Annotated in this window: 11 protein-coding genes; 1 reads left to right on the top strand and 10 read right to left on the bottom strand. The window is 63.3% G+C overall.

What is annotated here, in order from left to right:
- Positions 1 to 141 precede the first annotated feature (141 nt).
- From BT173_RS14665 to BT173_RS14690, 6 genes are all read right to left on the bottom strand, one after another.
- Positions 142 to 1,566: a gamma-aminobutyraldehyde dehydrogenase gene (locus tag BT173_RS14665; RefSeq protein ID WP_072429421.1), complete on the bottom strand. Its 1,425-nt coding sequence runs from the start codon at positions 1,564 to 1,566 to the stop codon at positions 142 to 144.
- Positions 1,567 to 1,636: 70 nt separating this feature from the next.
- Entirely contained in the window at positions 1,637 to 2,464 is an 828-nt protein-coding gene (locus BT173_RS14670; protein WP_072429422.1) for an ABC transporter permease, read from the bottom strand.
- Complete coding sequence (locus BT173_RS14675; protein ID WP_139256177.1) at positions 2,454 to 3,425, bottom strand: ABC transporter permease; 972 nt, start codon at positions 3,423 to 3,425, stop codon at positions 2,454 to 2,456. The genes BT173_RS14670 and BT173_RS14675 overlap by 11 nt, the downstream gene beginning before the upstream one ends.
- Positions 3,426 to 3,428: 3 nt before the next feature.
- Entirely contained in the window at positions 3,429 to 4,445 is a 1,017-nt protein-coding gene (locus tag BT173_RS14680; RefSeq protein WP_072429423.1) for an ABC transporter ATP-binding protein, read from the bottom strand.
- A 193-nt stretch (positions 4,446 to 4,638) separates the two neighbouring features.
- Positions 4,639 to 5,784, bottom strand: a complete 1,146-nt coding sequence (locus BT173_RS14685; RefSeq protein ID WP_084658666.1) for an ABC transporter substrate-binding protein — start codon at positions 5,782 to 5,784, stop codon at positions 4,639 to 4,641.
- A gap of 474 nt (positions 5,785 to 6,258) precedes the next feature.
- The gene (locus tag BT173_RS14690; RefSeq protein WP_072429424.1) at positions 6,259 to 6,816 is read right to left on the bottom strand and encodes a thioredoxin family protein; all 558 of its coding nucleotides are present in this window, start codon (positions 6,814 to 6,816) and stop codon (positions 6,259 to 6,261) included.
- Between the two features lie 88 nt (positions 6,817 to 6,904).
- On the opposite strand from BT173_RS14690, the gene BT173_RS14695 reads away from it, so the two are divergent.
- Positions 6,905 to 7,627: a 16S rRNA (uracil(1498)-N(3))-methyltransferase gene (locus BT173_RS14695; protein WP_072429425.1), complete on the top strand. Its 723-nt coding sequence runs from the start codon at positions 6,905 to 6,907 to the stop codon at positions 7,625 to 7,627.
- 36 nt (positions 7,628 to 7,663) lie between these two features.
- On the opposite strand, the gene BT173_RS14700 is transcribed toward BT173_RS14695, so the two are convergent.
- From BT173_RS14700 to BT173_RS14715, 4 genes are all read right to left on the bottom strand, one after another.
- Positions 7,664 to 8,557, bottom strand: coding sequence for a DMT family transporter (locus BT173_RS14700; RefSeq protein WP_072429426.1), 894 nt, complete (start codon positions 8,555 to 8,557; stop codon positions 7,664 to 7,666).
- Positions 8,557 to 9,066 carry a GNAT family N-acetyltransferase gene (locus tag BT173_RS14705; protein WP_072429427.1) on the bottom strand — a complete coding sequence of 170 codons (510 nt, stop codon included), beginning with the start codon at positions 9,064 to 9,066 and terminating at the stop codon, positions 8,557 to 8,559. The genes BT173_RS14700 and BT173_RS14705 overlap by 1 nt, the downstream gene beginning before the upstream one ends.
- A 111-nt stretch (positions 9,067 to 9,177) precedes the next feature.
- The gene (gene ccsB, locus BT173_RS14710; RefSeq protein WP_072429428.1) at positions 9,178 to 10,335 is read right to left on the bottom strand and encodes a c-type cytochrome biogenesis protein CcsB; all 1,158 of its coding nucleotides are present in this window, start codon (positions 10,333 to 10,335) and stop codon (positions 9,178 to 9,180) included.
- Complete coding sequence (locus BT173_RS14715) at positions 10,332 to 12,308, bottom strand: cytochrome c biogenesis protein ResB (protein WP_072429429.1); 1,977 nt, start codon at positions 12,306 to 12,308, stop codon at positions 10,332 to 10,334. The genes ccsB and BT173_RS14715 overlap by 4 nt, the downstream gene beginning before the upstream one ends.
- Positions 12,309 to 12,329 lie beyond the last annotated feature (21 nt).

Genomic DNA, 12,329 nt, shown 5'->3' on the forward strand with positions numbered 1-12,329 from the left:
GGTGGAATTTAATCACAAGCGGTGAATAAATTCACCACAAGCGATGAATTTAATCATCGCTGCATTGCAACATCCAATCGCTTGATTCCAATGACAAAGGGCAGCTTACGCTGCCCCCAAAGCCACCCTGCCCTGCGCTGGTTAGTTCTTCACCATCACATGCCGCACGCAGCTGTAGTCCTCCAGCGCGTAGACCGACATATCCTTGCCGTAGCCGGACTTCTTCATTCCGCCGTGTGGCATCTCGTTCACCAGCATGAAGTGGGTATTGATCCAGGTGCAGCCGTACTGGAGCTGGGCGGCAGTCTGCATCGCCTTGGACACATCGCGCGTCCACACCGAGCTGGCCAGGCCATATTCGGAGTCATTCGCCCAACTCACCGCCTGCTCGACTGCGTCGAAACGGGTCACCGACACCACCGGGCCGAACACCTCCTTGCGCACGATCTCATCCTGCTGACGTGCGCCGGCAATCACGGTTGGCTCGAAGAAGAAGCCGCGCCCGGCGCCGAGCTTACCGCCGGCCGTCACCTCGATATGCGACTCGGCCGCCGCGCGTTCAACAAAGCTGGCCACGCGCTTGCGCTGGCGTTCCGAGATCAGCGGGCCCATTTCCACGCCTTCCAGATGCTGATCGCCAAACTTGATGCTGGCCACCGCGCTGGACAGATCGGCGACCAGCTTGTCGTAGATCTTCGGTCCGGCATAGATGCGGCAGGCGGCCGTGCAGTCCTGGCCCGCGTTGTAGTAGCCGAAGGTACGGATACCAGCCACCACCTCGTCGAGGTCGGCATCGTCGAACACGATGACCGGCGCCTTGCCGCCCAGCTCCAGATGGGTGCGTTTGAGCGATTTGGAAGCCGTCTCCAGTATCTTCTGCCCGGTCGATACATCCCCGGTCAGCGAGATCATGCGCACCTCGGGCTGCGAGATCAGCGGCGAGCCGACCGTATCGCCGCGCCCGCACACCACATTCACCACCCCGGCCGGGAAGATGTCGGCCAGCAGCTCGGCCAGCTTCAGCGTCGTCAGCGGCGTCTGCTCGGATGGCTTGATCACCACGGTATTGCCGGCGGCGATGGCTGGGGCAATCTTCCAGGCCGCCATCATCAGCGGGTAGTTCCACGGCGCGATGCTGGCCACCACGCCGAGTGGATCGCGACGGATCATGCTGGTGTGGCCGGGCAGGTATTCGCCGGCCAGCGCACCCATCTGGTTGCGCACGGCGCCGGCAAAGAAGCGGAAGACATCGGCCACGGCCGGGATTTCATCGTTGAGGGCAAACAGATAAGGCTTGCCGCAGTTCAGCGACTCGATGCGCGCGAACTCGGTCGCGCGCGACTCGATCGCGTCAGCCAGCTTAAGTAGCAGCGTCGCCTTGTCCTTGGGCGTGCTGCGCCCCCAGCTGGCAAAGGCCGCCTGGGCGGCCGCCACCGCGGCCTGCACCTGTTCGAGCGAAGCCTCGGCCACCCGCGCGATCACCTCGCCGGTAGCTGGATTCAACACCTCCTCGATTTCACCCTCGCCGGCGACGAACTGGCCATTGATCAACAGTTGGGTATTCATTGCAGCGCTCCTGTGCGGGATAAGAACGGGCGGGGCCAGCAGCGCCCTGCCCGCTTCGATACGAATGCATTCACTTGCCGCTGCCGGCCACGGCCTCGGTGCCCTGGGTCAGCTTCCAGGCCAGCAGAATCGGCCCCATGGTCAGCAGCATCACCAGCATGGCCACCACATTGGTGATGGGTACATCGCGCGGCCGGCCGAGCTGGTTCAGCAGCCAGATCGGCAGCGTCTTCTCATGTCCGGCGGTAAAGGTGGTGACGATGATTTCGTCGAAACTGAGCGCGAAGGCCAGCACGCCGCCCGCCAGCAGCGCGGTAGCGATCTGCGGCAGCACCACATGGCGGAAGGTCTGCAGGCTGTCAGCGCCCAGGTCCATCGAGGCCTCCACCAGGCTGTAGGGCATGCGCCGAAAGCGCGCGATCACATTGTTGTACACGACCACCATGCAGAAGGTGGCGTGGCCGATCAGGATGGTCCAGAAGTTCGGATCGACCTCGGCCAGCTTGAAGGTGGACAGCAGTGCGATGCCGGTCACAATGCCGGGCAAGGCAATCGGCAGGCTGAGCATGACGGTGATCGCATCGCGGCCAAGGAAGTTACGCCGATACAGCGCGGCCGCGGCCAGGCCGCCCAGTAGCAGGGCCAGCAGGGTGGCGCCACTGGCCACTTTCAACGATAGCCAGATCGCCTGCAGCACATCCTCGCGCGCCAGCGCGGCTTCGAACCAGTGCAGGGTGAAGCCCTGTAGCGGGAAGCTGAAGGCGGATGCCTCGGTATTGAAGGCATACAAGCACACCACCACGAGCGGGAAATGCAGGAAGAGCAGCCCGCCCCAGGCCAGTCCGCGCAACCAGAGCGGCGCTGCGGGCTGCATGCCGCTGGCGGTATCAGAGCGCATCGAAAGCTCCCAGACGTTTGGCCAGGGCCAGGTAGACGGTGATGATCACGATGGGTACCACGGTAAACGCGGCGGCCATGGGAATATTCCCGATCGAGCCCTGCATGGTGTAAACCATATTGCCGATGAAATAGCCGCTCGGCCCGACCAGGGTGGGGATGATGTAGTCGCCCAGCGTGAGGCTGAAGGTGAAGATGGAACCGGCCACCACGCCTGGGAAGGCCAGCGGCAGCAGCACGGTACGGAAGGTCTGCGCCGGCGTGGCACCCAGATCGCTGGAGGCCTGCAGCAGGGATGGCGGCACCCGCTCCAGCGCAGCCTGGGTGGGCAGGATCATGAAGGGCAGCCAGATATAGGTAAACACCAGGAAGCGACCGAGATTGCTGGTGGATAGCGAGCTGCCGCCGATTACCGGCAGGGCCAGAATCGCCTCCAACACACCGTTCAGACCGAGCGCACCAATCAGCCAGTACACGATGCCACCCTTGGCCAGAATCACCGTCCAGGAATAGGCCTTGACGATATAGCTGGCCCACATGGGCAGCATGACCGCGATATACCAGACGCCTTTCCAGCGCCCGTGCACATAGCGCGCCATATAGTAGGCGATAGGGAAAGCCAGCAGCGCGCTGGCCAGGGTGACCGCGCTGGCCATGCCCAGGGTGCGCAGCACGATATCGATATTCGCGCCGAACAATGGATTGGATGGGTCGGCAATCGCGCGGAAATTATCCAGGGTCAGCTCAGGACTGACCGCCATGGTGAAGTCGTCGAAGGTGTAGAAGGCCTGCGCGAGCAGGGCCAGCAGCGAGCCGAGGTAGATGACCCCAAACCACAGCAGCGGCGGCGCCAGCAGCAGGAAGAGCGTGAGAGTGCTGCGCCGGTAAAGCAGCGTGGACAGCTGCACACGCCAGCGCGCCAAGTGCGTCGGTGGGGTCAAGGTCAGGCTTGCACTTGCCATGATCTAGCCCTGCTCGCTCAGCCAGACCATGGCCTCGGGCGCCCAAGCAAGGCGCACCGCGCTGCCGGGCTCGGGCCGGTACTGGGCGAGCGTCTGGCCATTCGGCACTGCCACGGCCAGGCGCTGTCCGCCGGCCACCTCCACCTCGAAGCGGCTGACGGCGCCGTGGTACTGGATGTCCAGCACCTGGCCGGGCAGCTGCAGGCCAGCGCCGTGCTCGCTGAGGAAGTAAATCTGCTCGGGGCGAATCGCACAGGCCTGCGCGCGTCCGGTCAAGGTCTCGGCCAGCGCAGCGGGCAGCACATTCGCACCGCCGACGAAATCGGCCACGAAGGCGGTGCGCGGCTGGGTGTACAGCTGCTGCGGGCTATCTACCTGCTCGATACGGCCCTTATTGAACACCGCCACCCGGTCCGACATCGACAGCGCCTCACCCTGATCATGGGTCACATAGATAAAGGTGATGCCGAGCTGCTTTTGCAGCGCCTTCAATTCACTCTGCATGGCCTCGCGCAGCTTGAGGTCGAGCGCGCCCAACGGTTCGTCCAACAGCAAGACGCGCGGCTGGTTGATCAGCGCGCGCGCCAGCGCCACCCGCTGGCGCTGGCCGCCCGACAAGGCAGCCGGTTTACGCATGCCATAGTCGGCCAGCTTGACCATGGCCAGCATCTGCTCGGCGCGCGCCAGGCGTGTGGACTTGGCCACGCCCTTCACCATCAGGCCATAGGCCACGTTATCCAGCACGCTCATATGCGGGAACAGCGCGTAGTCCTGGAACACGGTATTCACATCGCGCAGATAGGGCGGCACGCCGGCCGCCTCCTGGCCATGAATGCGCAGACTGCCGGCGCTCGGTTGCTCGAAGCCGGCGATCAAACGCAAGCAGGTGGTCTTGCCCGAGCCGGATGGGCCGAGCATGGAGAAGAACTCGCCATCGGCGATGGCCAGGCTGACATTGTCGACCGCGCGCACCGCATCGTAGTGACGGCTGATCTGGCTGAATTCAACGGCTAAGGTCATGGGTACATTTCAGCTGGCCAAGGCTTGCGTCAGCCGTGGCAGCAGATTTCAGGAGGAAACAAGAAACATCCCGGCCGGCTGGCGCGCCGCGCTGGCACGGCCGGGACCAAAGACAGCCCGGGGAGCATCCGCCGGACTGCCGAGCGCTACGTCAGCCTGGGCGCACCCGTGCAGCACGGGTACGCCCCTGGCATCAACGCCCCCCCATGATCGCGATGTAGTCCTGAGTCCAGCGGCTATACGGCACGCAAGCGCCCTGCGTCGCGCACTTGGCCTGCGGCGTCTTCCAGAACTTGATCTGGCTAATGCGGGCAAAGCCATTCGACTTGCAGAAGTCCGAGCCGCCAGGCGCCTTGTCGCCGCAGGCTGCCGGCACAGCAGGCACCGAGCCAAACCACTCAGCCAAGGAGGACTGCAGCTTGCGGTTCAGCGAATGTTCCATCCACTTGTAGGCACAGACCGGGTTCTTGGCCTCGGCATGCAGCATGGTCGAATCGGCCCAGCCGGTCGCCCCCTCCTTCGGTATCACCCCTTCGATGGGGAATTTCTCCGCCTGCAGCGCATTGATCTGGTAACCCCAGGCACTGCTGGCCGCCACGCCCTCATTCTTGAAGTCGTTCATCTGCACGGTCACATCGTGCCAATAGCGGTGGGTCAGCTGCTTTTGCGCACGCAAGAGCTTGAGCACCTCGGCGTACTGGGCCTCATTCAGCTCATACGGATCCTTGATACCGAGGGCGGGATTCTTGTGCATTAGATAGAGCGCCGCATCGGCGATATAGATCGGGCCATCGTAGGCCTGCACGCGTCCCTTGTTCGGCTTGCCATCGGGCAGTTTCTGAGCCTCGAACACCACCGACCAGCTATCGGGCGCACTAGGGAAAATCTTGGTGTTGTAGGCGAGGAAGTTGGCGCCCCACTGATAAGGCACGCCGTAGTGCTTACCATCTACCGTATGCCAGGGCGCCTTCTGCAGGCGCGGGTCGATCGTGGCATAGGATGGCACCAGCTTCAGATTGATCTCCTGCACCTTGCGCCCATACACGAGGCGCAGACTGGCATCACCCGAGGCGGTGACCAGGTCGTAGCCCCTCTGGTTCATCAGGCTAACCATCTCGTCCGAAGTGGCTGCCGTCTTCACATTCACCTTGCAGCCGCTGGCCTGCTCGAAATCGCTCACCCAGTTGTAGTTCTTGTCGGTCTCGCCACGCTCGATATAACCGGGCCAAGCAATGATATTGAGCTTGCCCTCGGGCTTGCCCAGGCTTTGCAGCGGGGCAGCGAAGGCAGCGGTATTCAGGGCCAGGACCAGGGCAAGCAAGGGGTAGCGCGCATGCATGGAAATCTCCTCGACAGGATGGGTTCGGCGCGCCGGGCATGGCGCAGCAGATGACGCGGTGATTGTTTTCCCGGCCAGCCAGCGCCGGCCAGCCATGAGGGGAGATACAAGTCATCTGAAAAACCTATAGCTCACGCGCCAAGCCAGTGCCAGCTGCATAGTGCGGCGCGCCAAAACCGTGCGGCGCTGCACGATGCTCGGCCAGCCCCACATGCAGAGCAATCACCGAAGCCCATATAGATCAAGGACAAAAATCCGATGCTGCAGCGCAGAAGCCGAGCCAAGCCAGCCTGGTGCCTAGCTATCGGCGTATCAGATCGGCCTGTACCAAGCACTGCTTGCGAACAGGCTGATTTCGTTTTTTCCGATTGATATCGACGTTGTATCGAATTTACGGATAGTGATTTGCGCACTGCAGGCAGCCGCCGCGGCCCCGCCGTAGGTCGGCAAACTCGCGCGCTGTGGCAAAAAAGCTCAGGGATGGCGCCACTTGATCGAGCAACCGAGACCAGCGATCTGCTCCTGCGGCCCCTTGCCGGTCATGGCGATCTGCTTCATGGCCTCGAACAGGTCGCGGTTGGCGCCAGGCTGGGGGCCATTGCGGCCCGAGGCATCGAAACGACCGCGGTATTGCAGCTGCAGCTCGCTGTTGTAGCCAAAAAAATCCGGCGTGCACACCGCGCCATAGGCGCGCGCCACGCGCTGATCCTCGTCATACAGATAGGGGAAGGGGAAGCGGTAGGCCTTGGCATAGGCCTTCATATGCTCGAAGTCGTCCTCTGGATAGAGGCTGGGATCATTGCTGCTGATCGCCGCACAGCCTATGCCATAGCTAGCCAGCTCGCGGCAGGTGTCCACCAGCGCCTCGCGTATCGCCTTCACATACGGGCAGTGGTTGCAGATGAACATCAGCAGAAAGCCGCTACTGCCACGCAGCTCATCCAGGCGATAGCTGCGTCCATCAGTAGCGGGCAGCAGGAAATCCGGGGCGGCAAGGCCGAACTGGCAGATCGGGGTGGTCAGGCTGGCCATGCGTGCGGTCCGCTAAATGGTGATGACCGAAGTATAGGCAAGGTCGGGCTGGCATAATCGGCGCCATTACTGGCTATATCGTTGCCCTATGCCCCGTCTCTATCTCGATGCACCGCTCAGCAGCGGCCTGGAATTTGATCTCCCCGAAGCCTGCGCCCGCCATGTGCAGGTGCTGCGCCTGCAACCGGGCGATGCGCTGACCCTGTTCAACGGCCAGGGCGGCGAGTACGCCGCCAGCGTCCTGGCCATGGGCAAGCGCCATGTGTCGGTACAGGTGGGCGCCTTCGATGCCAGCGAACGCGAGTCGCCACTGCAGCTGACCCTGGTGCAGGCGCTCTCGGCCACCGAACGCATGGATTACACCGTACAGAAGGCGACCGAGCTCGGTGTGCAGACGATACAGATCGTGCAATCGGCCTATTGCGGCTACAAGCTGGCGGCCGAACGGGCCGAGAAGCGTCTGCAGCACTGGCAGGCCGTAGCCGAGTCGGCGGCCGAGCAATGCGGGCGTACACGCGTGCCGCGCATCCTGGCGCCGATCAAGCTCGAACACTGGCTGGCCCAGGCGCCGGCCGCCGAACTCAAGCTGTTGCTGTCGCCGATCGACGGTCAGCGCCTAAATGCGCTGCCAGCCCAGGCGGCTTCGGTGCAGATGCTGGTTGGCCCTGAGGGTGGCTTTTCGCTGGAGGAAGAGGCGAGCGCCAAGGCGGCCGGCTTCCAGGCCCTGCTGCTTGGCCCACGTATCTTCCGCACCGAGACGGTGGCCCCCGTGGTGGCTGCCCTCTTGCAGGCGCGCTACGGCGACTTCTGAACACGGCGCATGGCGCGCCCTAGGTAATCGCTGCGCTTACTCCGCCTCGCGGCTCAGCCTTTCCGCCCACTGCTTCCAGAGCGGCAGCTGGTGCACCAACAGGCCGAACACGATCAGCGCGCTGCCGGCCAGTACGCCGCCGGAAACCGTTTCCCCATTTGCGACATGGCCAAGCCAGAGTGCGGTCACCGGGGTGATCAGCGTGATCAGCGCGACATGGGCGGTGGGCAGGCGCTTAATCAGTAGGTAGTACAAGCTCATCGCCAGCACCGAACCCACGCTGGCCAGATAGACGACCGCGCCCCAGTGCTTCAGCTCAGCCGCCAGCGGCCACTGCCCGTCAAGACACCACCAGGCCAGCAGGGTACAGACGGCGCTGACCAGCAGGGCACCGGTGGCGGTGGCCAGGGGCGGCGTAGCCGCGCCATGGCGCTTGGTCAGCACCGCGCCCAGGGCCTGCAGCACATTGCCTGCCAAGCCACCGAGAATCCCCCAATACGCTTCCGGCCCCAGGCTGAGTCGGTCGCGGAAGATCAGCCATAGCCCGGCCAGCCCAAGCAGCATGCCCAACCACTGGCCACGCCCCGGCCGCTCGCCAATCAGTGCACTGGCGAAGAGCGCGGTCACCAGCGGCGACAGGCCGAACAGCACGGCCATCAAGCCAGACGAGATGTAGCGCGCGCCGAAATAGGTACAGGCCATCGAAGACGACATGGCGAGGCCGGCAATCAGATAGGTACGCCGCGCAGCGGCATCCAGCGGCAAGGGCCGGCGCAGGACGAGCAGCAGCAGACCAGCCAGCAGTGCGCCCAAGCTCATCCGCCCGGCAAGCGCGGCCAGAAAAGACATGCCGGCCACCGACCAGTTGATGGCCAAGGCGGTGGTGGACCAGACGAAGACCACCCCTAGATAGGCGAGCGAGGTCGGCACTAGAGTGGCTTCTCCAGCAGGATGGTGTCGGCCAGGAAGCTCAGGTCGCGGCGGCGTTCGCCCGTCTCGCGAAAGCCCATGCGGTGCCAGAAGGGAAAGGCCGGCGTATTGCTGGCGATGATGCCGATGCGCACCACGCGCATGCCGGGCCAGCTGCGGATGATGCCCTCGATCGCCTCGTACACTGCCCGCCCCAGCCCCTTGCCCTGCCAGCGTTCGGACAGCAGCAACAGGCCTATCATGGTCTGCTCGGGATAGCGCCAGCCGCGCAAGGCCATCACCATGCCGATCAGCTCGGCACCCAGGCGCACGCCATAGATCTGCTGGTCATCCGGCTTGCGCCCCACCGGCAGCTCGCTGCCATCGAACCAGCCGGCAATGGCGGCCTTGCCCGGCAGCAGCTTGCCCTCGGTCAACTGCCAGTAATTGGGCGCCTGGCTACACACCGCATACAGCTCGGCCAGCTGGGCTGCGCTGGGGGAAATGATGCGTTCCAGCCGGATACTCACGCGACGACTCCACGAACAAGCCAACGGCCAAGCGTCGACTTGGCCGTTGTAGCAATAAATATTAGGAATCGTTAATTATACCAAAGCGAGCCAGGCGGCGCGCTGGCCGTCTTAGAGCGAGCCGTAGGAATGCAGGCCGGACAGGAACATATTCACGCCCAGAAAGGCAAAGCTGGTCACGAACAGACCGATCACCGCCCACCAGGCCAGCACATTGCCGCGCCAGCCTTTGACCAGACGCACATGCAGCCAGGCCGCGTAATTGAGCCAGACGATCAGCGCCCAGGTCTCTTTCGGGTCCCAGCTCCAGTAACCGCCCCAGGCATCGGCCGCCCACATGGCGCCCAGGATGGTGGCGATGGTGAAGAACAGGAAGCCGACGGCAATCGCCTTGTACATGACTTCACCCAGCGTGTCGTAACTGGGCAGGCGGCTGGCCAGGATGCCGCGCGACGCGAGCAGCTGGGCCACGCCTAGCATGGCAGCCAGGGCAAAGGCGCCATAGCCGACGAAGTTGGCCGGCACATGGATCTTCATCCACCACGACTGCAGGGCGGGGATCAGCGGCTGGATTTCATGCGCGCCGCGCTCGAACGAGTACCAGAGGATGAAACCGACCGCGGCGCTGATGATGAGCAGCACAAAGCCGCCCATGCGTCGGGTGGCGAAGCGCTGCTCGTAATACAGATACATGAGCGCGGTGATCTGGCAGAACAGCACGAATACTTCGTACAGATTGGAAACCGGCACATGGCCGACATCCGGGCCGATCAGATAGCTCTCGTACCAGCGCACGAAGAACCAGCTCATCGCCGCACCGGCGGCCGCCCAGGTCATGCCGGAGGCAATCGACTCGGCGGTGGACGAGCGGCGCGCCAGGCCCAGCCAGTACAAACCCGTGGCCAACACGAATAGCACGCACATCCACATCACCAGTGACTGACTGGCCAGCACGTATTTGAGCCAGAACGCGCTCTGCCCGCGCGTCAGGTCATCGCCATACAGGCCGATGCCGGCCAGCGCGACTAGGCCGCTGAGCGGCAGGTAGAGGCGCACCGGCTTCCAGAACCAGCCCAGCGCAATCGCGCCCAGGGTACAGCCGAGCAGGATGGCCTGCTCATAGCCATCCATGAAGCTGCGGTAGCGGCCAAAGGCCACGCCGGCCGCGATCAGCATCACGAGCGCAAACAGATGATCGCCCAACTTCAGGCCGCGCCAGAACGGCTGGGCCAGCGTGGCCTTGGGGGCATTCAGGGTGGTGGTGTTCATGACTGTACTTCCTTGTGCTCGCCAGCCAGGTCGGCCAGCTTGTCGGTATGCACGGCGAACTCGCGCTCGGTCTGCTCATCGCGCCGGTTGGCACTCATGGCCAGCAGCACGCGGCCATCACCGGCCCAGATCCAGATGCGATTCTCGCGAATATAGAACATGCAGAAAATGCCTAGCACCATCAGCAAGCTGCCCAGATAGACCAGGTTCTTGCCCGGGCTGCGGGTCAGCTGGAAGCCGCTCGACTTCACTTCCTTGAAGCTGCGCGGCTGCAGATAGAAATCGCTGCCGTAATCGAAGCTGGCCGATACCGCCACCAGGCTATCCATCAGGAAGCGGTAGTGCGCTTCATCGAGCGCAATCTCAGGCAGGCCGGCACGCGTCTGCGCCACCGCCATCGCATCGATGACCGCGCCCTGCAGCAGCTTGATATAGGTCTGCGCGACTGCCTGGCGCTTGTCCTGCGGCACCTTGTCGTCGAGGAAGCGCTCCAGCGCAACGAAGCCCCCTTCCGAGAAGCGCTGCAGCACCCAGTTCAGACTCTGCTCGAACTCGGGCCGATACGGCGCGCTGATCGCCCCTTCGCTCTGCGCCTTGTCGGCCGTGCGACGGGCAATCTGCGGCCAGGCGGTCGGATCGAACAGCGTCGCGCGCAAGCGCATGAAGGTATCGAGGGTGAAATTGCTATCCAAGGGCAGACGCACGAAGGCAAACGGGGCAGCCACCTCGCTGCGTACACCGCTCATCAGGTAATAGCGGCCGTCCTGCTCGAACGGCGCCAGATAGTTCAGATACTCGCGCGCCTGGCCCTGTGCATCGCGCACCTTGAACTGTATGGATGGACCGACGTTCTTGACCTTCTTGTCCGCCTTCACCTGGCGGGCGTCCTGCATCATCTTGGCCATGCCCGGCACTTCGGCGGCCTCGGCCAGGTTTTCGATATTGAAGGCACGGAAGTCGCCAAACTCGAGCGTCAGCGGCTTGCCATTCCACTCGATGGCCTGGCTGTTCTGCGATACCGCGTTCAAGGTCTGCGGTGCGGCCTGTTTGCCGAACCAGTCCCAGGCCGCAAACTCGAGCTGCGAGCCGCCATCGCCAAAGCTGGATTGGTAAATGGCGATGCCGTTGACGATCAGCGGATGGTTGACCTTAACCGTAGCACTGGTCACCTTGCCGCTGGCCTTGTCGGTCACTTCGATATCGCTGGCAAACAGCTTGGGCTGACCGGTGCTGTAGTGCTCGATATGGAATTGCTTGAGGCGCAGCGTGAACGGCAGCTCCTGCACGAAGTAGCCGCGCCCGGCATTCAGGAACACCACATCACCCGCCGCACCCTCAGGCAGATCAAGCACGCCACGGAAGGACAGATTGGCCTCGCCCAGGCGGCTATGGGGCGGAATCTGGCTCTGCGGCACATTGCGCAGCTCGGGCGCCTTCTGGCCAAAGATTTCCTGCAGCTTGAGGGGCAGATTGCCATCCATCAGCCCGCCGATACAGATGATGACGATGGCCGCATGGGCCAGCAGATAACCGAGACGCTGCAGGCTGCCCTTCTTGGCGGCCAGCATGGTGCCGTCCTGGCGCTCGACCTGCTTGAAGCGATAGCCCTGCGCCTGCAACCACTGCGCCGATTGCGCGAGCAGCTCGGTGGGCTGCGCTGCCGGCAGCTCGACATGGTGGGCCATCGCGCGCAAGGACTTCAGCGAGGCCTGCTCGCGGTACTGACGCACATCGCGCATCACACCCGGAAGCTGGCGATAGATGCATAGCGAGGTGGACAGCACCAGGAAAGCCAGGATCCCGAGAAACCAGCCTGCATGGTAGACATCGAACAGGCCCAGCCATTGGAAGGGCTGGAACCAGAAATCACCGAACTCGATCGCATAGTTCGGATAGGGCTGGTTCTGCTGCAGCACGGTGCCGATCACCGAAGCAATGGCGATGATGGTCAGCAAGCTGATGGCAAAGCGCATGGAGCTGAGTAGCTCGTAGAC

Origin of the sequence: Chitinimonas taiwanensis DSM 18899, from assembly GCF_900119825.1 — a bacterium.
Classification (GTDB): domain Bacteria; phylum Pseudomonadota; class Gammaproteobacteria; order Burkholderiales; family Chitinimonadaceae; genus Chitinimonas; species Chitinimonas taiwanensis.